This is a genomic window from Martinezella sp. CNPSo 3890 (assembly GCF_057784455.1).
On sequence record NZ_JBXSOR010000003.1, the window covers coordinates 371340 to 392180 of the forward strand.

Consider the following 20841-nt stretch of genomic DNA (forward strand, 5'->3'; position numbering starts at 1 on the left):
CGCCGACCATCATCAGCCGATCAAATCCAGCCACTCGTCCTCGGTCATGACCTGGACATTGAACTCGCGCGCCTTGTCGAGTTTGGAACCGGCACCTGGTCCGGCCACGACGATATCGGTCTTCTTCGACACTGAGCCGGAAACCTTGGCTCCCAGGCTCTCAGCCTTCGCCTTGGCCTCGTCGCGGGTGAACTTTTCCAGCGAACCGGTAAAGACGACGGTCTTGCCGGCGACGGGACTGCCTGAGGTCACCGGCTGCTCCGCTTCTTGAGGCTGAACCTCCTCCAAAAGCTTCGCGATTACCTGCGTATTGCGCGGTTCCTTGTAGAATTCAACGATGGCTCGCGCCACCACCTCGCCGATGCCCTCGATATTGTTAAGATCGTTCCACGCGTCGCCGGCAAGCGGCGCGGCTTCCTTCATCGCTGTTTCGAAGGCTTCGTAGGTGCCGTAGGAGCGCGCCAGAAGCTTGGCCGTCGTCTCGCCGACGTGGCGGATGCCAAGCGCGAAGATAAAGCGATGCAGGGCGATCTGGCGCCGCTCGTTGATCGCGGCATAAAGTTTGCCGACACTGACCTTGCCGAAACCTTCGATATTCTCAAGCTTCGTCAGTGACGCCTGCTGACGCTTTTCCAGGGTGAAGATGTCAGGCGCGGTCTTTATCTGCAGCGCCGGATCCTCGCTCTCGAAAAAGAAATCGATCTGCTTGGAGCCGAGCCCCTCGATATCGAAGGCATTGCGCGAGACGAAATGCTTGAGATGTTCGGTCGCCTGCGCGCGGCAGATAAAGCCGCCGGTACAGCGGGTGACGGCATCGACCTTCCCGGTCTTCTCATTGATATCGCGCACCGCGTGGCTGCCGCAGACCGGACAGACTTTGGGGAACTCGTAAGGCGCGCTCGACGCCTCCCGCTTCTCGAGCACAACGTCGACGATCTGCGGGATGACATCGCCCGCCCGCTGTACGATTACCATGTCGCCGACGCGGATATCGCGGCCATCGCGGATCGGCTCGCCCTTGTTGCCGATGCCCTTGATGTAATCGGCATTGTGCAGAGTCGCATTGGTTACGACAACACCGCCAACCGTGATCGGCTCCAGTCGCGCAACCGGTGTCAGCGCACCAGTGCGGCCGACCTGGATGTCGATGCCGACCAGACGTGTGAAGGCCTGTTCCGCCGGGAATTTATGCGCAGTCGCCCAGCGCGGCGAGCGCGAGCGGAAACCAAGGCGGGCCTGCAATTCCAGGCTATCGACCTTATAGACGACACCGTCGATATCATAATCGAGATCCGGCCGCTGCAGGCCGATCTCCTCGTAGTGGCCGAGAATGTCGGCGACCGAACTTAGCCGCTCCATCAGCGGATTGACGGGAAAGCCCCAGGATTTGAAGGTCTGCACCATACCGTATTGCGTATCCGCCGGCATGTCGGACATCTCGCCCCAGGCATAGGCGAAGAACTTCAGCTTGCGGCTCGCCGTCACCTTCGCATCGAGCTGACGCAGCGATCCGGCGGCCGTATTGCGGGGATTGACATAGGTCTGCTTGCCCTCGGCCTCCATCTGTGCATTGAGCGCCAGGAAATCGCTCTTGGCCATATAGACCTCACCCCGCACTTCGACGACGGAGGGAGCGCCTGCTGGCAAAGTCTGAGGGATTTCCTTAATGGTCCTGATATTGGCCGTAACATTCTCGCCTGTCGTACCATCGCCGCGCGTCGCCGCGCTGACCATGCGGCCATTCTCGTAACGGATCGACATGGAAAGTCCGTCGATCTTCGGCTCGGCAGTAAAGGCGATCGAATTATCCGGCAAGCGACCGAGGAAACGATAGACGCCGGCGACGAAATCCTCGACATCCTCCTGTGAGAACGTGTTGTCGAGCGAGAGCATCGGCCTTGCATGGACAACGGGAGCAAACGTCTCAGATGGCGCAGCGCCGACCCGTCGCGACGGGCTGTCGGCGCGAATCAATGCGGGAAACCGCGCCTCGATCTCGTCGTTGCGCCGCTTCAGCGCATCATATTCGGCATCCAAAATCTCCGGCGCATCCCTGCCATGATAAAGCGCGTCGTTGCGCGCGATCTCCGCAGCCAGGTAGGCAAGCGCCGCGGCCGCTTCCTCCTCGGTCAAATCCTCGACGGGCTTCTGTTCGGTGCTCATGAATCTACACTCCCCGATTTCGAAGATGTTTTAGAGCACTTCCGCGAAAAGTGCGAAGCGGTTTTCAGCTCGGGGCACGTAAAAACAAAGGGAAAAATCTGCAATTCAATTGCCGGACCGATAAAGGTGGCGGCGCTGCTCACGACAACTTTACGCCGTGATCTGTCGTCCTTGGTGTTACAGATGCGGGAAGCATCAGCGTCCAGTTAGCCCCGGTGGAATTCCCTATCCAATTCCTGCGGCAGCGGCTCTTCCGCGTCTATCGCAGAGGATTTAAGGTAGGCTATATTATGAGAAGCACATCTCTGGAAGTGATTGGATCATTGGCAGAAATTCGAAATCACGCATGAAGCACCGTCTTACCGTTCTCTCTATTTTCCTCGTCGTTGCAGTCTTGATCATGAGCTCATTCGTCAGCCGCTCCGCTTTGGGGCTGGTCGTCAGAGCCTGTGAAATCAACTCCACCCTGACAGGGTCGCCATATCCGTGCCTCAAGATCGTCCAGTCGCAGGACCCTTTGTCTTCATACGTTGTTCTTCGTGAGCCTGCTGACAAGGAGCGCACCATCCTTGCACCGCTCGCCGATGTACCCGGCATCGAAGACCCACGCCTTCTGACCGCGGGTGCGCCGAACTATTTTGAGGAAGCGTGGAAAGAGCTATCGGCAATCGATCCGCGCTCAACGAAGGCTTCGAGACAGAATTTTGCTCTGGCGATAAACGCCGCCAGCTGGCGCACACAAGATCGGCTTCATATCCACATGGGGTGCGAGACACCTCGCTTTCGCGCGCTCTTGAAGGCCCATGCGACGGAAATTGAAAGCGGCCGGTTTACGGACTTGAAGACCCGAGCTGGTTGGTGGGCAACTTTCCATACGGCCGATGACCTTTCGAATTTGAACCCGCTGCAGCTCGTCGCAGATGGTGTCGATGGCGCTCGTTCAAATATGGAAAACGTCGTGGTCGGCGTCTTTGGCGCTGCATTGCCCGACGGGCAGCATGGTTTCTATATTCTGGCAAGAATAAACGAGGCTTACAAATCCCGTGGCTCCGCGGAGGATATGATCGATCCCAAATGCCGGCTCTGATGCATGTCGCTCAGAAGTTCGTACGTCGGCCGAACTCATTCACAACCTCCCGTCCGATTTCGTAAGATGACACGGCCAAGGCTGGGCGCCCAACTCGTCAAAAGCGGATCAGGACCAGCGCTCGCAGAAGGCCTCGATGTCACTTGACTGAAAATCGGCAAGCCGCTCCATGATGGTTTCGAAAGGCCAATCCCACCAGGCGATGGACGTCAGTCTTTCTGCAATGGTTCGCGTGAAGCGCTCTCGAATGAACTTGGCGGGAATACCACCGACGACAGTATATGGTTGGACATCTTTGCTGACGACCGCGCCCGCTGCAAGCACGGCGCCGTTTCCAACCTTTACGCCCGGCAAAACAATCACGCCATGACCAATCCAGACATCGTTGCCGATGACAGCGCGGTCTTCCTTTCGCCGATCGAAAAAGGCGTGGTCCCGCACGGCGCCCGCCGCGTAATATTCCGGACAATAGGTGAAACGATGCATGGATGGTCGGTTCATCGGATGATTGGGAGCGCCAATTCTGACCTCTGCCGCAATGGCGCAGAACTTTCCAATCGTTGCGTCACCGACAATGCAGCGCGGCCCCAAGTAAGAGAAATCTCCGAGTTCGGCAGTGTGCAGAGATGTGTCCGCCAAAATCTCACAGCATCTGCCGATGCTCGAATCCCTTATGTTCGCCGTCGGGTGGATGACGGTTTCTGCGATTTTTGGGCGATTGGGTTGTGTGGTTGAGTGCATTGACGGTCTCCGGATTCCGGGCCTGCCTAGCCGGGGACGATGAAGGATATATGACGCAAGACCGTCGAAAAACCGAAGCAAGATGCCGACGGCAGATGACGGGTTCAGGCGCGTTTCAGCGCTATAGTCGCTGAGCTTGCTGCTATGCCCGCTTCGGGCAAGTCGCCACCGGCATCTGCTCCGACAACATCACAGGAGAGATCACCCGTTACCGGCCAGCAAGCGCTTGGCAGCCGCCCTCGCCTCTTCGGTTACCGAAGCACCCGCGAGCATGCGGGCGATTTCCTCGGTGCGATCCTTCGGCTCCATGGTGGCGACGCGTGTGGAAATTTTTTCCGAGCCGTCCGCGACGGGTCCCTTGGAGATCAGGAGATGGGTTGCAGCGCGGGCAGCGACCTGCGGTGCATGGGTGACCGACAGCACCTGCACGCGATCAGACAGGCGCTTCAGCCGCTGGCCGATCGCATCCGCGACCGCGCCGCCGACACCAGTGTCGATTTCGTCGAACACGAGGGTCGGCGCAGAGCCGCGATCGGCAAGCGCAACCTTCAATGCCAGAAGGAAGCGCGACAGCTCGCCGCCAGAGGCGACCTTGGTGATCGGTCCCGGCCGCGTGCCAGGGTTGGTCTGCACATGAAATTCGACAACGTCGATACCCTCGGCTGTCCCAGCTTCTGGATCGCTTGATATCTCCACCATGAAACGCGCACGCTCGAGCTTCAAGGCCGGCAGTTCGGCCATGACGGCTGCGGCCAGAGCCTCGCCGGCATGGTGACGTTTCTCCGACAGATTGCGTGCGGCGACATCATAATCCGCCTTGGCGGCGGAAAGCTCGGCAGCAAGGCGCGCCAGTCGCTCTTCGCCGGCGTCGAGATCGGCTAGATCCGAAATCATGCGTGCGGCCAAGGCTGGCAGTTCCGTTACCGGCACGGAATATTTGCGCGAGGCACCCCGCAACGCGAAGAGGCGCTCTTCGACACGCTCAAGTTCGCGCGGATCATATTCCGTTTTGCGGAGTGCTGCCTCCACTTCCATTTGCGCGTTGGACAGCTGATCGAGAGCGGCATCCAGCAGCGCCACGGTATCTTCAAGCAAGCCCGGCGCTTCGTGGCTCTTGCGCTCCAATCGGCGCACCAGCGATGCGATATGCGGCACGGGCGATGCGTTGCCATTGAGGAATTCGGAAGCCTCGGCGATATCCCCCGCAATGCGCTCGGCTTTCATCATCCGCGAGCGCTTCTCAGCCAGCTCATCCTCCTCACCATCCTGCGGCGAGAGCTTCTCCAGCTCCTCGACGGAGGCGCGAAGATAGTCCGCTTCACGCGCTGCCTTCTCGACCTGCTCTCGATGCTTCTTCAAGGTGCGCTCGGTATCGCGCCAGATTTTGTGCAACCTGCCGACCTCCTGCGCCTCTTCGGCGAGGCCGGCAAAGGCATCCAGCAAAGTGCGGTGCGCGTCGGTATCGACGAGCGCTCGGTCGTCATGCTGACCGTGAATTTCGACGAGAAGCTGGCCGATCTGGCGCATGAGCTGCACGCTGAGCGCCTGGTCGTTAACAAAGGCCTTGGTGCGGCCATCGGCGGACTGCACACGGCGGAAAATCAGATCGCCGTCATCGTCGATGCCATTTTCGCGCAGGAGCTTGCGGGCCGGATGCTGTGTACCGACATCGAAAACCGCAGTCACCTGGCCGCGATCCTCGCCATGGCGCACGAGCCCGCCATCGCCGCGCCCGCCAAGGGCAAGCGACAGACTGTCAAGCAGGATGGATTTGCCCGCACCCGTCTCGCCGGTCAACACCGAAAGTCCGGACTCGAAGGCAAGATCCAGCCGCTCGATCAATACGATATCGCGGATCGAAAGCTGGATCAGCATCTGCGCTCAATCTCACGTCCCAAGAAGAAGTTTCTTGCCCGCTCTGGAAATCCAGGAGCCCGAATTTTCGCTCGGCTCCACGCCACCCTTCTGCAGCAGCTGATAGGAATCCTTGTACCAGCGGCTGTCCGGATAGTTGTGGCCGAGAACGGCAGCTGCCGTTTGCGCTTCGGGTACGATACCCATCGCATAATAAGCTTCGACGAGTCGCGCCAGGGCTTCCTCGATCTGGTTCGTCGTCGGATACTGCTCCACCACCACGCGGAAGCGGGAGATGGCAGCCAGATAATCCTTGCGCTCCAGATAATAACGGCCGATCTGCATTTCCTTGCCGGCGAGCTGGTCGCGGGCAAAGCGGATCTTTTCCTGAGCGTCGCTGACATATTGCGACTTCGGATAGGTATTGACGAGCTTGGTCATCGCCTCGATCGTCTGCTGTGCTGCACGCTGGTCCTGCGTCACGTCGACGATCTGTTTGGCATAGGACGAACCGACCAGATATTGCACATAGTCGGCATCTTCCGAGCCCGGATATTGCTTGAGATAGGTATTGCCGGTCTGTACCGCCTCATCATAACGGCCCGTGCGATACTTCACGAAGGTGCTCATCACCAATGCCTTGCGTGCCCATTCGGAGAAGGGCTGCTGCTGGTTGATGGCATCGAACTTCTTGCCGGCTTCCGTCATGTTGCCGGCCTTGATGTTGGCAAGGCCCTGATTGTAGAGCATCTCCGGCGGATCGGTCTCGACACCGAGCTTGGTGATGTCGATATCCTTTTTCGTATTACACCCCGTCACCACCGCACCGGTACCGGCCAGAAGGAGCGATACGAGCAAAGCCCGTGCTGTGATATTCATGCGTTCAGACCTTGCAAAACCCATCGGATGACTGTCCCATAGCCGTCGTTGCGGAGACGGCGTTCTCTCGCTGGCGTTTCTAGCCGCAAAAACACCATCAGGGCAACGCATTGATGGTGCATTAACGCATTTTTGTGGCAAAGACCGCATATCCGCAGCCTTTAATCACTGTTTTGACAGGGATTTCTCATATCGGCCCGCACCATCCCGCCGCTTCGCGACCGAAGACAAACCCGATGAGTCGTCCGTCAAAAAAAGAGCCGCCCTTCATCAGAGCGGCAGCTTTGTCTCATTTCGATCTCGAAAAAATCACGCCGACCAAGGAGCGAATTCAGGCGCGTTGACCGCAATGAACTCGCGGCCATGACCGCGCTGGCGAGGTGCCGAGGTTTCGACGACCTCGTAAGCGGTCGGATCGCTGAGCAATGCCTTCAGGGCATTCGCATTCATGCGATGGCCGCCGCGATAGGAGCGGTAGCAGCCAATGAATTGTGCACCGGCGAGAGCCAGATCGCCAACGGCATCGAGCGTCTTGTGTCGGACGAACTCGTCCTTGGGATAACGCAGGCCTTCGACGTTGATGACGGTATTGTCGTCCGAAATGACGACCGAATTTTCCAGCGACGAACCCAGCGCATGGCCCGAAGCCCAGAGGGGCTCGACATCACGCATGAAGCCGAAGGTACGCGCGCGCGACAGTTCCGTCTTGAAGGTCTCAGCGGTCAGATCGCCTTCCCACTTCTGACGGCCGATCAGCGGGCATTCAAAGTCGATCTCGACTTCGAAGCGCGTGCCATCATAGGGGCGGAACTCGCACCAGGAACCGCCAGCTTCGATCCGCACCGGCTTGATAACGCGGATATAGCGGCGCTTGACACCGAGCGAAACGACACCCGCCTGCTCGATCGCCTCGATGAAGGGATAGGAGCTGCCGTCCATGATCGGCATTTCCGCACCAGACACCTCGACGACGACGTTATCGAGGCCGATCGCGTAGATCGCAGCCATGACGTGCTCGACCGTCGCGACAGAGCGCGCCGGAGAAAAGCCGAGAACCGTGCAGAGATCCGTGTTGCCGACCTGCGAGGAAACGGCGCGCAGTTCGGTCACATCGCCATTATCGTGCAGACGCTGGAAAACGACACCGGTGCCGGCTTCGGCGGGGTAGAAGGTGATCGACACATTGGCACCGGAATGAACGCCAATACCGGAAAGTGTCACAGGGTTTGCAATGGTGGTCTGAAAACCAAGCAATCCAATTGCCATGTAATTCTGCCTTCGTCTATCTGATCCAGGCCGGGCGGTCATCTTCGGACGCTTACCCTTATCGCCGGTTCAGTCTGTTAACTATGCCACGCACCTCACATACATTCGTCTCCGAATGTGATTCAGCGGGCTTGCTTGATATCTACATACGCGCCAGGGCATCGCATTCCAAATCACTGTTTCTTTCGTTTTGTTACGAAAGCAGCCAATTGAATTCGTTGGATAATTTTAAATAAGACAATGGTTATAAAATAAGAAAATCCGGAGCCTTTCGGCCCCGGATTTCTCCAATATGGTTAGCAACCTATTAAAGGGCTGCCTGTTGCGGGTCAGTTCGACTGGCGGCGCAGGAAGGCCGGAATCTCGAGCTGATCGTCCTCATGGCTTGCCATGCGTGCCTGCGGAGCCTGGCGGCCGTGATCGTCGAGATTGCCACGGCGCGGAGCATAGAGGCTTGCTTCCGGCGACGGCGCACGACGCTGCTGCGGAGCGGCGTTGTTCGTCGGAGCCATCATGTCGTCGAAAGCCGGATCTTCTTCGCGGCGGCCGAGCGAATTGGTGATTCGCTTCAGAAGACCCATTGGGCCACGCTCTTCGGTCGCCTGGGCGGCTGCCGGCTGGGCGCGGTGTTCCATCTCGGCCTTAACGACCGGTGGGAAATCCTCGACCTTCGGCATGCGGACCTGCTCAGGAGCCTGACGGATGACCGGCTGCTGATGCATGACCGGCGCCTGCTGCTGAGGCTGAACCGGAGCTTGACGGACCGGCTGGGCTTCCGGGGCTGCTGCGAAGATGCGGCTCTGCGGACGGAAGTTATCTTCCGGCGCAGCGGCCTGCTGCATAACCGGCTGCTGCGGCACCTGAGTCTGCCGGCTCATCTGGAATTCCAGTTCGCGCTCCAGATCGGCCTCTGCTGCACGAATGGTCTGGGCGACCGGATCCACGGTACGAGGAGCCGGAGCGGCAGCCTGTGCGGTTTGGGCCTGCGAGACGTGGGCAGGCTGAACTGCGGCCGCTGCCGGAGCGGCGGCCGCGGAAGGACGCATAGCAGGCTTTGCGGCGGGGCGGAATTCCATGCCTCTGTCGGAAGCCTCGTTCATCGCGCGGTCGATGCCCGTTGCGACGACGGAAACGCGAATGATGCCCTCAAGCGATTCGTCGAAGGTGGCGCCGAGGATGATATTGGCGTCGGGATCGACTTCTTCGCGGATGCGGGTTGCAGCTTCGTCGACTTCGAACAGGGTCAGGTCACGGCCGCCGGTGATCGAGATCAGCAGGCCCTGTGCGCCCTTCATCGAGGTTTCGTCGAGCAGCGGGTTGGCAATGGCAGCTTCAGCAGCCTGCATTGCACGGCCCTGGCCGGAAGCCTCGCCGGTACCCATCATCGCGCGGCCCATTTCGCGCATGACCGAACGGACGTCGGCGAAGTCGAGGTTGATGAGACCTTCCTTCACCATCAAGTCGGTGATGCAGGCAACGCCCGAATAGAGAACCTGGTCGGCCATCGAGAACGCGTCAGCGAAAGTCGTCTTGTCGTTGGCGATGCGGAACAGATTCTGGTTCGGAATGACGATCAGGGTGTCGACCGACTTCTGCAGTTCCTGGATGCCCATCTCTGCGAGACGCATACGACGGCCGCCTTCGAAGTGGAACGGCTTGGTGACGACGCCGACGGTCAGGATGCCCTTATTGCGAGCCGCCTGTGCGACGACCGGAGCGGCACCCGTACCCGTACCACCACCCATACCGGCGGTGACGAAGCACATATGTGTACCGTTCAGATGATCGATGATTTCATCGATGCACTCTTCGGCAGCTGCACGGCCGACTTCCGGCTGCGAGCCGGCGCCGAGACCTTCCGTGACGTTGACGCCGAGCTGGATGATCCGCTCTGCCTTCGTCATCGTCAGCGCCTGGGCATCCGTGTTGGCGACGACGAAATCGACGCCCTGCAGGCCTGCCGTGATCATGTTGTTGACGGCATTGCCGCCACCGCCACCAACACCGAACACGGTGATTCGCGGCTTAAGCTCGGTGATATCTGGCTTATGCAGCTTGATAGTCATTGTACCCGTTCCTTCTCTTTATGGCCGCATCGCCACGCCGGCCAATTCACTCGATTTCACTTGCCTGACGCTTGCCCCGGACTGATTTCCGGGATCAGGCACTCAAAAACTCTCTTTCAGCCATTGGCCAACGCGGCCGATCCGGCTGTTGTTACCTCCAAACGACGAGAGCAGACCGCTGCTCGGCGCATGTGTTTCCATGTCTGCGACCTGCGGATAGATCATCAGACCGACCGCGGTCGAAAAAGCCGGCCCCTTGGCTGCCGTCGGCAAACCAGACACACCCATCGGACGACCGATGCGGACATTGCGGGCAAGTACCCGGCGCGCCACATCGGGCAGACCGGTCAGCTGGCTGGCACCGCCGGTCAGGACGACGCGCTTGCCGACGATCGGGCTGAAGCCCGAACGCTGGATGCGATCGCGAATGAGCTCGAGAGTTTCCTCGATGCGAGCCTTGACGATGCGCGACACGAGCGCCTTCGGCACTTGTGTCGGCTGGTCACGCTCATCTTCGCCGATCGGCGGGATGGAAATCAGTTCACGCTCTTCCGAAGAATTCGCGAGCGCCGAAGCATGGACGACCTTCAAGCGCTCCGCATCCTCGATGCGGGTGGAAAGGCCGCGGGCAAGATCGGTGGTGACATGATGGCCGCCAAGGCTGACGGCGTCGGTGTGCACCAGCTTGCCCTCGGCAAAGACCGAAATCGTCGTCGTGCCGCCGCCCATGTCGATCGCAGCGCAGCCAAGTTCGACTTCATCGTCAACGAGGGCTGCAAGACCGCTGGCGTAAGGCGTCGCCACCATGCCTTCGACCGAGAGATGCGCGCGGTTGATGCAGAGCTCGAGGTTGCGAAGTGCCGCGCGCTCGGCCGTCACCACATGCATGTCGACACCGAGAGCGTCGCCGAACATCGCCAGCGGATCGCGGATGCCGCGCTCGCCATCAAGGGAGTAGCCCGTCGCCAGCGAATGCAGCACGGCACGCTCCTGACGGATCGACTGCTGGCAGGCTGCAGCCAGAACCTTCTTGAGATCGTTGGCTTCGACTTCCTGACCACCGAGATCGATGGTCGCGGTGTAGATATCGCTGCCGAGACGGCCAGCTGAAACATTGACAATTAGGCTGTCGACGGTCAGGCCCGCCATACGCTCGGCGGCATCGACCGCAAGCCGGACAACCCCTTCCAGCGCGTCGAGATCGGCGATCACGCCAGTCTTGATGCCGCGGGAACGCTGATGACCGATACCGATGATCTCGATGTTGTGGGTGCGGTTCGGGAGAACTTGGCTCTCCTCGCGCGGCGTCAGACGACCGATCATGCAGACGACCTTCGTCGAGCCGATGTCAAGGACCGACACGATATGCGACCGCTTCGAAGACAAAGGCTTCAACCGAGGCAGGCCGAAATGGGACGAACCAAATAAGCTCATGTATCCTGACCTGCTTTCTTCAAAGCCTTGTTTCTTGCATCGACTGCGGCCTGGCGACGAATTGCGGCATCCGGAGTTAACTCAATGGCGGTACGATCATCGATCCGGAGATCGACGGCAGCGATATCGCGCTGCAAAAGATTTTGCTCCTTGTCGAGCTTGGTCAGCCGCGCGAGCGCATCATCGATATTGTCTTCCGGCAATTTGATGATCACGCCGTTGTCCAGATAGAGATCCCAGCGGCGACCGGCGACACGCACGAAAGCCTTCACATGGCTGCGAACATCGGGCCACTTGGCAAACTGGTCGTCGATGGAGGCGGCTGCGGTTTCGGCATCACGACCGACGAAGAGCGGTAGCTTTGCAAACTTGTTGTCGCGCAGCGGTGCAATCACGCTGCCGTCCTTCTGGATCAGAGAAAGCTCGGAACCGTGCTGCCAGATCGCATAGGCCTTACGCTCCTTGAGCTTCACCTCGACAGTCCGCGGATAGACCTTACGAACCTCGACATTCTGAACCCAGGGCAAGTTGGCAATCTTCTGGCGGGCGGCATCGGCATTAAGGGCAACGAGCGACGTCGTACCGTCGAGGCCGAGCAGCTGCAGGATCTCGATTTCCGAGGTCTCGTCATTGCCGGAGACCTTTACATCCTCGATCGCAAAACCAGCGGCAGAAGTCGTCGCTTCCGCGACCGCCTGGGTGTGACCACCAACCGACATGCCATAAAGGCCGGTCGCAGCAAGAAGAACGAGAGTCGAAACAGTACCCGTATGCGCCGGAATATTGATGCGACCCGAACCGAGGCTGACCAGGAAGCGAACAGTGCGGCGCAGCGGACGCGGCAGAACGAATGCGTCCTCAACCTCGTCGATGGCGAGCGGGACGCGATGACGGGACCGCCTCATATTTTTGACCGTCAGCGCAAACAAGACGCGTCCTCCACCATCCACCGGAGAAATTCACCAAAAGAGTAGCCGGCATGAGCGGCCATTTCAGGCACCAGGGAGGTAGGAGTCATGCCCGGCTGGGTATTGATCTCCAACCAGACAAGTTCGCCCTCTTCGGAAAAGCGATCGTCAAAACGGAAGTCAGATCGACTAACACCGCGGCAGCCGATAGCTTCATGCGCCCTTAACGATAATGTTTGTATCTTTTGGTAAAGATTCGGTGAAATTTCCGCCGGCAAGACATGTTTTGAACCACCCTTGGCGTACTTGGCGTCATAATCATAGAAGCTGTGACCGAGCGGCACGATCTCAGTCACGCCGAGGACTTTGCCGTTCATGACGCCACAGGTCAGCTCGCGCCCGTAGATATAACGCTCGACCAGAACCTCATCACCATAGCGCCATTCGGCAGAGGTAACGATCTGCGGCGGATGCGCCTGATCTTCCTTGACGATCACGACACCGAAGCTCGAGCCCTCGCGTACCGGCTTGACGACATAGGGCGGTTTCATCGGATGCTCGCCAACAATGGCGAAACGATCCATCACGATCGAGCTGGCAACCGGGATACCCGCGGCAGCAGCGACCGTCTTCGCGCGGGACTTATCCATCGCAAGAGCCGAAGCAAGCACGCCGGAATGCGTATAGGGAATTTGCAGATATTCCAGAATGCCCTGGATTGTGCCGTCTTCGCCGAATGGACCATGCAGCGCATTGAAGACGACATCGGGCTTCAATTCAGCCAAGCGGCTGGCGACGCCATGATCGACATCAACACGGGTAACCCGGAAGCCTTCTGCTTCGAGGGCATCGGCGCATGCCTTTCCCGAAGAAAGGCTGACGGGCCTCTCCGAGGAAAATCCGCCCAAAAGGACAGCCACATGCTTGCCACCCATCAATACCCCCGACTTCACGGTCTCTACTTTGTGTTTGCAGGGCCTCGCCTAACCGCGATTCTCGCCCCGCTTTCAATAGGCCGATTAGAACGACATTAAGGTTAATGAAGCGTTTACTTTCGTTAACTTTCCGCCGACCTGGCGAGGGCCGCATGCTTCGAATCAAACCGACTTAAAGAATTCTGCCATTGGAATCATGGAGTTGCTACTTTTGAAATCACTACATTTAGATTTTTTTAAACAATAAGCCCCGCATCGAGCGCTCGATGCGGGGCCGCAGGCATTAAATTGAGGCCGAAATCACTCGCTGTCGTCGACCAGTTTCCAGACGAGTCCGCCCAACGCTCCGCCGATGATGGGCGCCACCCAGAAAAGCCAAAGCTGCTGCAGAGCCCAACCGCCGACGAAGAGAGCCTGCCCCGTCGAGCGAGCCGGATTGACCGACGTGTTGGTGATCGGGATCGAGATCAGATGGATCAGCGTCAGCGCCAAGCCGATGGCGATCGGCGCGAAGCCGGCCGGCACCTTGCTGCTCGTCGAGCCCAGAATCACGACCAGGAAGAACAGCGTCAGCACGATCTCGGCCACCAGTGCCGACACCATGGAATAGCCGCCGGGAGAATGTTCCCCATAGCCGTTCGCCGCAAAGCCACCGAGCTGGAAATCAGCCTTGCCGCTTGCGATCAGATAGAGCACGGCCGCGGCGACAACGGCGCCGATGACCTGTGCGATAATATAGGGAATGAGCTGCCCGCCGGGAAAGCGGCCAGCCACCGTCAGGCCGACCGAGACGGCCGGATTGAAGTGCCCTCCTGATATGCCGCCGACGGCAAAAGCCATAGTCAGCACAGTCAGACCGAACGCAAAAGCAACGCCTAGAAAACCGATACCGAGGCTCGGAAAGGCTGCTGCGAAGATCGCACTGCCGCAGCCGCCGAATACGAGCCAAAACGTCCCAAGAAACTCAGCGATGAGTTTTTTCTGCATGAAACCTTTCTCCTCAGCCCGCAATCCAAGCGAGAATCGGCCATTGGTGAAAAAGATTCCGGTAAGGACTCGCCGGAGCACGCCTCTCCAACAACAAACACCCGCCTGATTGCTCACGAATCAACAATTACGGCAAAATAATAGCACGCAACCGCTGATTTCTTGCGCAGTTAACGTTTGCGTTGAACAAAAATTACGCTAAGGACAATTTTTATCCGCTAAGCGCTCCTTAGCATCCTCTGAATTGGTGGGAACATGACTGACGCGATATCTCCTTTATCGCCGACCCCCTCGTCATCGAACAATGCTGTTGCGAATTCCCCGGCACGTGTTCTGATCGCGAGCCTCATCGGCACAACGATCGAATTTTTCGATTTCTATGTTTATGCAACGGCGGCGGTTATCGTCTTCCCGAAGCTGTTCTTCCCGGCAAGCGATCCGACTTCGGCAACTCTGCAGTCCTTCGCGACCTTCTCCATTGCCTTCTTCGCGCGCCCGATCGGCGCGATGATCTTCGGCCATTTCGGTGACCGGATCGGCCGTAAGGCGACGCTTGTGGCGGCCCTGATGACCATGGGTCTCTCGACGGTGGTGATCGGCATGCTGCCGACCTATGAATCGATCGGCGTTCTCGCACCGATTCTGCTGGCACTTTGCCGTCTCGGCCAGGGTCTTGGCCTCGGCGGGGAATGGGGCGGCGCTGTCTTGCTTGCGACGGAAAATGCACCGGAAGGCAAGCGCAGCTGGTATGCCATGTTCCCGCAGCTCGGCGCACCGATCGGCTTCATCCTTTCGGCGGGTCTGTTCCTGATTCTGCGCGAGAGCATGGCGGATGCGGATTTCCTCAACTACGGCTGGCGCGTTCCGTTCCTGATCAGCATCGTGCTGGTCGCCGTCGGTCTGTATGTCCGCCTGAAGATCACCGAAACCCCGGAATTCCAGCGGGCCATCGAGAAGGAAGAACGCGTTTCCGTTCCGATCGCCGTCATCTTCCGCTCGCATTTCCGCAGCCTGATCCTCGGCACCATTATCGCGGTCGCGACCTTCGTGCTGTTCTATCTGATGACGGCATTCACACTGAGCTGGGGCACTCGCCCCCCGGGCAACGGGCCGCTTCCGGCCGGCCTCGGCTACTCCCAGGGCCAGTTCCTCGTCGTTCAGCTCGTCGGCGTCGTCTTCTTCGGCCTGATGATCCCGGTCTCCGGCCTCTTGTCCGACCGCTATTCGCGCCGTCTGGTTCTTATCCTGACGACGATCGGCATCCTGATCTTCGGCCTGTTCTACTCGTCGCTGCTGACGGCTGGCCTTGCCGGTGCCTTCGCCTGCTCGATCATCGGTCTTGCCCTGATGGGCTTTACCTATGGCCCGATCGGCGCGGCTTTGGCCGCCCCCTTCCCGACCAGCGTGCGCTATACCGGGGCGTCCATGACGTTCAATCTCGGCGGCATCGTCGGCGCGTCCCTGGCGCCCTACATCGCCACTTCGCTCGCGACCAATTACGGTCTGGTCTATGTCGGCTATTACCTCGCCGGCGCAGCAATGCTCTCGCTGATCGGCATCCTGCTCTCGGGCAACGACGAAGTCTGAGAAAACAAGCATAAGCAATTGAAAAGGCCGGGTGAAAGCCCGGCCTTTTTGTTGAATCATTTTATGAAGATGACACCGATTGCAGTCGGGACCTACTCCGCGGTCACACCCTGGAACGGGCGGACTTCCCGGCCCGGCATGAAGTTTCCGAGGCGCTTGATTTCCCACTCCAGCTTGACGCCGGATTTTTCGAAAACCTCGCGACGCACCTGTTCGCCGAGATATTCCAGATCGTAGCCCGTCGCCTGCTCCATGTTGATCATGAAGTTGCAATGCAGCGATGACATCTGCGCGCCACCGATAACCAGACCGCGGCAACCCGCCTCGTCGATCAGCTTCCAGGCGGAGAAACCATCCGGGTTCTTGAAGGTTGAGCCACCGGTCTTCTCGCGTACCGGCTGCACCGTTTCGCGATGAGCGCGCACGGCATCCATCTCGGTGCGGATCTTGGCGCGATCCTCCGGATATCCCTCGAAAAGGACATGTGTGAAGATCAGATCTTCAGACGCATCGGAATGGCGGTAGCTGTATCCCATTTCGGCATTGGTCAGCACGTGCTTGTCGCCCTTGCGGTCGACGGCATGCACCTCAATGACGCGCTCACGGGTTTCGGCACCATTGGCGCCTGCATTCATCCGCGCGGCACCACCGATGCTCCCGGGAATGCCGTAATAGAAATGGAAACCGCCGATGCTGTTGTCCATTGCCATGGCTGCGACATGCTTGTCCGGGCAGATCGCGCCGGCCAGGATGCGGTTTTCACCGGCAAGCTCGACAGAACCGAAGCCCTTGGCCGAAAGCCTGAGGACAACGCCCGGAATGCCGCCATCCCGCACCAATATGTTCGAACCCACGCCGACGACCGTCAGCGGCACCTCTTCCGGCAGGATCTTCAGGAACGTGATGAGATCGTCCGTGTCATGCGGCTGGAACATCAGTTCCGCCAGCCCACCGGCGCGGAACCATGTCACACGATCCATCGGAGCATCCGGCGTCAGCCGTCCCCTGATGTCCTTTACACCGTCGCCAAGCGACGCCAGAAGCTTTTCCCCATCTACTTGTTTCATGCGGACTTACCCGAGAGGCCTTCCAATTCCTTTGGCAATGATGCTGCCCAATATGTGATGCTACCAGCCCCCAACAGAACCACAAAATCACCCGGTCGCGCAATCTCTGCAACCATGGCGGCAAGATCTTCCTGTGAAGGCAGATAGCGTGCATCGCGATGACCGCCTGCCTTGATGCGCGAAACCAGCGTCTGCGAATCAACGCCCTCGATCGGATCTTCCCCGGCGGCATAGACGGGCGCCAGGAAGATACTGTCGGCATCGTTGAAGCAAGCCGCGAATTCCTCGAAGAGGCTCGAAAGGCGCGTGTAGCGATGTGGTTGATGAACGGCGATGATGCGGCCCTTGCAGGCTTCGCGTGCTGCCTTCAGCACCGCCTTGATTTCGACGGGATGATGGCCGTAGTCGTCGAAGACTTTAACCCCGTTCCATTCGCCGGTCAGCGTGAAGCGGCGCTTGACGCCGCCGAAGGATGCAAGGCCCTTGGCGATCGCCTCATTGGAAATCCCCAGCCGGTTGGCAACCGCAACGGCGGCGGTCGCATTGGAAATATTGTGGCGGCCCGGCATTGGCATGATGAGATCCTTGATCTGGATCACCTTGCCGGTGCGGCGTCTGCGGATTTCGATATCGAACAGCGAACGCGTGCCATCGATCCGCACATTCGAGAAACGCACGTCGGCCTGCGGGTTCTCGCCATAGGTGATGACCTTGCGGTCCTCGATGCGGCTAACCAGTGACTGCACTTCCGGATGGTCGATGCACATGACACCGAAGCCGTAGAACGGCACGTTCTCCACGAACTGCCGGAAAGCGGCGCGCACGGCATCGAAATTGCCGTAATGATCGAGATGTTCCGGATCGATATTGGTGACGACGGCAACATCCGCCGGCAGTTTCAGGAACGTGCCATCCGACTCGTCTGCCTCGACCACCATCCACTCGCCTTCACCCATGCGCGCATTGGTGCCATAGGCATTGATGATACCGCCATTGATAACCGTGGGATCAAGGCCGCCGGCTTCTAGCAGCGTCGCCACGAGCGAGGTCGTCGTCGTCTTGCCATGCGTGCCGCCGATGGCAATCGCATTGCGGAAGCGCATCAATTCGGCAAGCATTTCGGCACGGCGCACGACCGGCAGCAGCTTTTCACGCGCCGCGACCAGCTCCGGATTGCTCTTCTTGATGGCGGTGGAAACAACGACGACTTCGGCATCGCCGAGGTTTTCAGCCTTGTGACCGATATGGACCGGAATACCCTTGTCGCGCAGCCGCTGCACGTTGGCACTTTCCGATTGATCGGAACCCTGCACGCGATGGCCGAGGTTATGCAGAACCTCGGCAATGCCGCTCATCCCGATGCCACCGATACCGATAAAATGCACAAGGCCGATTGCCTTCGGCAGCTTCATGCGCCTGCCCCCTTGAATTGCTGAATTGAACGTCCCGCGGCAATAGCCTCAACCATGTCGGCAAGCAAGTTTGCCGCATCCGGTTTGCCCGCCTGCTTGGCTGATGCAGCCATCTTTGCGAGCTTTTCCGGCATGGTCATGGCGCCGCGCAGAATGGTGGAAAGTTTCTCCGGCGTCAGTTCTGACTGCACGATGACCTTGACGCCACCGGTTGCCGCCAGTGCGGCCGCATTGGCCGCCTGATCGTGATCGAGCGCATGCGGATAAGGAACCAGGATCGCCGGGCGCCCGATAACCGCAAGCTCGGAGACCGTGGAGGCACCGGAGCGGCAGAGAACCAGATGCGCAGCGCCGATGCGCTCCGCCATATCGTTGAAGAACGGCGCGACATCGGCGCCCATGTCAAGCTTTCTCGTGCAGCTGTTGACCGTCTCCATATCCTCAGGGCGCACCTGCTGTGTAATGCGCAGCCGCTTGCGCAGCGGCTCCTCAAGCAGGCTGATCGCCGTAGGAACGGCCTTGGAGAAATACTGCGCCCCCTGGCTGCCGCCGAAGACGACAAGGTTGAACGGATCTTCCGGACCGGAGGGCACATAGGGGCGTTTTGCTGCTTCGATGACGGCTGGGCGAACGGGATTGCCCGTGGTCACCGTCTTCTCGGCAAATGCGCCGTTCTCCGCAAGGAAACCGCCGGCAATCGCACGCACGCGCGCCGCCAGCATCTTGTTGGCGCGACCCATGACCGCATTCTGCTCGTGCAGCATGGACGGCACGCCCATGCGCGTCGCCGCCAGAAGCGGCGGAACGGTCGGATAGCCACCGAAGCCGACGACGCAGACGGGCTTGATGCGCTGGATCAGCTTGCGCGCTGCACGCATGCCGGTCCATAGCGTCCAGAGGGCCTGCGCAACCTTTAACGGGTTCTTCGAGCCGATCGTTGCCGAGGGCACGACATGGATCTCGTCTGCCGGGAATTTGCCGGCATAGCGTTCGGCACGGCTGTCGGTGACGAGGTGCACGGAATAGCCGCGCTCCTTCAGCTTATAGGCCAGTGCTTCGGCCGGAAATACGTGACCGCCGGTACCGCCGGCGGCAAGAAGGACAATGCCTTTACTCATGATTTTCGCTCCCGCGAATACCCCACTACTCGGGGCATCTCCCTGATATAGGAAGCCGCCCCGACCGCGTCATCGGCGCGGGCCAAGCCCCCCTCATAGACCGGCGTTTCGGGAAAAGCGACCAGAGAATGAAAAGCGGGCAGGAGATATGAGGAGCGGATGGCCGGTAGTCCCAAGACGATCACTCCGCCGGCAATCCGTGCGTCACGCGGAACATGGTCCGGTCCTGCGCACGCTTTTCCGGCCTGTGACGCGTCAGCGCCAGAATGAAGCCTGCCGTCACGCAGATCGCGGTCATCGACGAACCGCCGTAGGAAATCAGCGGCAGCGTCATGCCCTTGGCCGGCAGCAGCTGCAGGTTCACGCCGATGTTGATGATCGATTGGATGCCGATCTGCAGCACCAGACCGGCGACGGCAAAACGGTTGAAGTCGTTCTTCTCCTTGTAGGCATGCGACAGGCCGCGCAACACGAGGAAGGCGAAGATCAGCACGAGCACGATGCAGAAGATGGCACCGAACTCTTCGGCCGCCACCGAGAAGATGAAGTCGGTATGGGCGTCCGGAATGATACGCTTGACGATGCCCTCGCCAGGACCGACGCCGAACCAGTTGCCATGGACAATCGCTTCCTTGGCGGTGTCGACCTGGAACGTATCGCCCTCACCCGTCAGGAATTTGTTCACGCGTTGCGCCACGTGATCGAAGACATAATAGGCGGTGACGAAACCGCCCGCGCCGAGGCCGCCGAGCACGATGATCCACAGCCAGGGCATGCCGGCCATGAAGAACATGCCGCCCCAGACGGCGGTCGTCAGGATCGTCTGGCCAAGGTCAGGCTGCGCGACGAGCAAAGCGACGACGATGCCAAAGAGGATGATGGCGAAGAGATTACCCGGAATTTCCGGCTGACGTGCATGTTCGGAAAACAGCCAGGCGCAGACGACGACGAAAGCCGGCTTCATGAATTCCGAAGGCTGGATCGACAAGGCCGCGATATTCACCCAGCGCCGCGAGCCCTTGACCTCGATGCCGAAGAAAAGCGCGAAAAGCATCATCGCCAGCGATACGATCAGCAGGATGACGGCGGTCCGTCGCACCTGTCGGGGCGTCATGAAGGAAATGCCGATCATCGCCGCGATCGCCGGTATGAGGAACAGGGCGTGGCGCTTGACGAAGTGGAACGGCTCAAGCCCGATACGCTCCGCCACCGCTGGCGAAGCCGCGAAGGACAGCATGAAGCCGATGCCGATCAAGAGGATGAAAAGGGCGAGAAACACGCGGTCGATGGTCCAGAACCATTCGGCCAAGGCCCCACGTTCAACGCGGCTTACCATA

Annotated in this window: 16 protein-coding genes; 2 read left to right on the plus strand and 14 right to left on the minus strand. The window is 59.4% G+C overall.

Annotated features, from left to right (window positions below):
* Positions 1-12: 12 nt before the first annotated feature.
* Positions 13-2163, minus strand: a complete 2151-nt coding sequence (ligA, locus tag AC13RC_RS11720) for an NAD-dependent DNA ligase LigA (RefSeq protein ID WP_488557220.1) — start codon at positions 2161-2163, stop codon at positions 13-15.
* A gap of 427 nt (positions 2164-2590) precedes the next feature.
* Between ligA and AC13RC_RS11725 the strand changes: the two genes are divergently transcribed.
* Positions 2591-3250 carry a CDP-diacylglycerol diphosphatase gene (locus AC13RC_RS11725; protein WP_488557221.1) on the plus strand — a complete coding sequence of 220 codons (660 nt, stop codon included), beginning with the start codon at positions 2591-2593 and terminating at the stop codon, positions 3248-3250.
* 108 nt (positions 3251-3358) lie between these two features.
* Here the strand turns inward: AC13RC_RS11725 and AC13RC_RS11730 are convergent, their stop codons facing one another.
* The 9 genes from AC13RC_RS11730 to aqpZ form a co-directional block, all read right to left on the minus strand.
* On the minus strand, positions 3359-3991 hold the full coding sequence (locus tag AC13RC_RS11730) for an LbetaH domain-containing protein (RefSeq protein WP_488557332.1): 633 nt from the start codon (positions 3989-3991) through the stop codon (positions 3359-3361).
* 201 nt (positions 3992-4192) lie between these two features.
* The gene (recN, locus tag AC13RC_RS11735) at positions 4193-5866 is read right to left on the minus strand and encodes a DNA repair protein RecN (protein ID WP_183814451.1); all 1674 of its coding nucleotides are present in this window, start codon (positions 5864-5866) and stop codon (positions 4193-4195) included.
* Between the two features lie 12 nt (positions 5867-5878).
* Complete coding sequence (locus tag AC13RC_RS11740; protein ID WP_173002438.1) at positions 5879-6748, minus strand: outer membrane protein assembly factor BamD; 870 nt, start codon at positions 6746-6748, stop codon at positions 5879-5881.
* A 285-nt stretch (positions 6749-7033) separates the two neighbouring features.
* Positions 7034-7990, minus strand: coding sequence for a UDP-3-O-acyl-N-acetylglucosamine deacetylase (lpxC, locus tag AC13RC_RS11745; RefSeq protein WP_152092651.1), 957 nt, complete (start codon positions 7988-7990; stop codon positions 7034-7036).
* Positions 7991-8319: 329 nt separating this feature from the next.
* The gene (gene ftsZ, locus AC13RC_RS11750) at positions 8320-10056 is read right to left on the minus strand and encodes a cell division protein FtsZ (RefSeq protein ID WP_488557222.1); all 1737 of its coding nucleotides are present in this window, start codon (positions 10054-10056) and stop codon (positions 8320-8322) included.
* A 102-nt stretch (positions 10057-10158) separates the two neighbouring features.
* Entirely contained in the window at positions 10159-11490 is a 1332-nt protein-coding gene (gene ftsA, locus AC13RC_RS11755; RefSeq protein WP_069612528.1) for a cell division protein FtsA, read from the minus strand.
* A complete protein-coding gene (locus AC13RC_RS11760; protein WP_069612529.1) occupies positions 11487-12419 on the minus strand; it encodes a cell division protein FtsQ/DivIB in 933 nt (310 codons plus the stop codon). Before AC13RC_RS11760 ends, ftsA begins: the two co-directional genes overlap by 4 nt.
* Positions 12407-13333: a D-alanine--D-alanine ligase gene (locus tag AC13RC_RS11765; RefSeq protein ID WP_488557223.1), complete on the minus strand. Its 927-nt coding sequence runs from the start codon at positions 13331-13333 to the stop codon at positions 12407-12409. The genes AC13RC_RS11760 and AC13RC_RS11765 overlap by 13 nt, the downstream gene beginning before the upstream one ends.
* Positions 13334-13633: 300 nt before the next feature.
* A complete protein-coding gene (aqpZ, locus tag AC13RC_RS11770) occupies positions 13634-14320 on the minus strand; it encodes an aquaporin Z (RefSeq protein WP_488557224.1) in 687 nt (228 codons plus the stop codon).
* A gap of 255 nt (positions 14321-14575) precedes the next feature.
* On the opposite strand from aqpZ, the gene AC13RC_RS11775 reads away from it, so the two are divergent.
* On the plus strand, positions 14576-15907 hold the full coding sequence (locus tag AC13RC_RS11775) for an MFS transporter (RefSeq protein ID WP_488557225.1): 1332 nt from the start codon (positions 14576-14578) through the stop codon (positions 15905-15907).
* Positions 15908-15999: 92 nt separating this feature from the next.
* On the opposite strand, the gene murB is transcribed toward AC13RC_RS11775, so the two are convergent.
* From murB to ftsW, 4 genes are all read right to left on the minus strand, one after another.
* Entirely contained in the window at positions 16000-16974 is a 975-nt protein-coding gene (gene murB, locus AC13RC_RS11780; protein WP_488557226.1) for a UDP-N-acetylmuramate dehydrogenase, read from the minus strand.
* Positions 16971-18386 (minus strand): UDP-N-acetylmuramate--L-alanine ligase, encoded by a 1416-nt coding sequence (murC, locus tag AC13RC_RS11785; protein WP_113351966.1) that lies wholly within the window; start codon positions 18384-18386, stop codon positions 16971-16973. Before murC ends, murB begins: the two co-directional genes overlap by 4 nt.
* Positions 18383-19504, minus strand: coding sequence for an undecaprenyldiphospho-muramoylpentapeptide beta-N-acetylglucosaminyltransferase (gene murG / locus AC13RC_RS11790; protein WP_488557227.1), 1122 nt, complete (start codon positions 19502-19504; stop codon positions 18383-18385). The genes murC and murG overlap by 4 nt, the downstream gene beginning before the upstream one ends.
* A gap of 181 nt (positions 19505-19685) precedes the next feature.
* Positions 19686-20840, minus strand: a complete 1155-nt coding sequence (gene ftsW, locus AC13RC_RS11795) for a putative lipid II flippase FtsW (RefSeq protein ID WP_069612536.1) — start codon at positions 20838-20840, stop codon at positions 19686-19688.
* Position 20841: the final 1 nt, after the last annotated feature.

What these genes read in the sequence shown, in the direction of transcription:
- AC13RC_RS11740 (WP_173002438.1), bottom strand. Translation starts at nt 6,748, where the DNA reads ATGGGTTTTGCAAGGTCTGAACGCATGAATATCACAGCACGGGCTTTG.
- ftsZ (WP_488557222.1), bottom strand. Translation starts at nt 10,056, where the DNA reads ATGACTATCAAGCTGCATAAGCCAGATATCACCGAGCTTAAGCCGCGA.
- murC (WP_113351966.1), bottom strand. Translation starts at nt 18,386, where the DNA reads ATGAAGCTGCCGAAGGCAATCGGCCTTGTGCATTTTATCGGTATCGGT.
- lpxC (WP_152092651.1), bottom strand. Translation starts at nt 7,990, where the DNA reads ATGGCAATTGGATTGCTTGGTTTTCAGACCACCATTGCAAACCCTGTG.
- AC13RC_RS11765 (WP_488557223.1), bottom strand. Translation starts at nt 13,333, where the DNA reads ATGGGTGGCAAGCATGTGGCTGTCCTTTTGGGCGGATTTTCCTCGGAG.
- AC13RC_RS11775 (WP_488557225.1), top strand. Translation starts at nt 14,576, where the DNA reads ATGACTGACGCGATATCTCCTTTATCGCCGACCCCCTCGTCATCGAAC.
- aqpZ (WP_488557224.1), bottom strand. Translation starts at nt 14,320, where the DNA reads ATGCAGAAAAAACTCATCGCTGAGTTTCTTGGGACGTTTTGGCTCGTA.
- murB (WP_488557226.1), bottom strand. Translation starts at nt 16,974, where the DNA reads ATGAAACAAGTAGATGGGGAAAAGCTTCTGGCGTCGCTTGGCGACGGT.
- murG (WP_488557227.1), bottom strand. Translation starts at nt 19,504, where the DNA reads ATGAGTAAAGGCATTGTCCTTCTTGCCGCCGGCGGTACCGGCGGTCAC.
- recN (WP_183814451.1), bottom strand. Translation starts at nt 5,866, where the DNA reads ATGCTGATCCAGCTTTCGATCCGCGATATCGTATTGATCGAGCGGCTG.
- ftsW (WP_069612536.1), bottom strand. Translation starts at nt 20,840, where the DNA reads ATGGTAAGCCGCGTTGAACGTGGGGCCTTGGCCGAATGGTTCTGGACC.
- ftsA (WP_069612528.1), bottom strand. Translation starts at nt 11,490, where the DNA reads ATGAGCTTATTTGGTTCGTCCCATTTCGGCCTGCCTCGGTTGAAGCCT.
- ligA (WP_488557220.1), bottom strand. Translation starts at nt 2,163, where the DNA reads ATGAGCACCGAACAGAAGCCCGTCGAGGATTTGACCGAGGAGGAAGCG.
- AC13RC_RS11730 (WP_488557332.1), bottom strand. Translation starts at nt 3,991, where the DNA reads ATGCACTCAACCACACAACCCAATCGCCCAAAAATCGCAGAAACCGTC.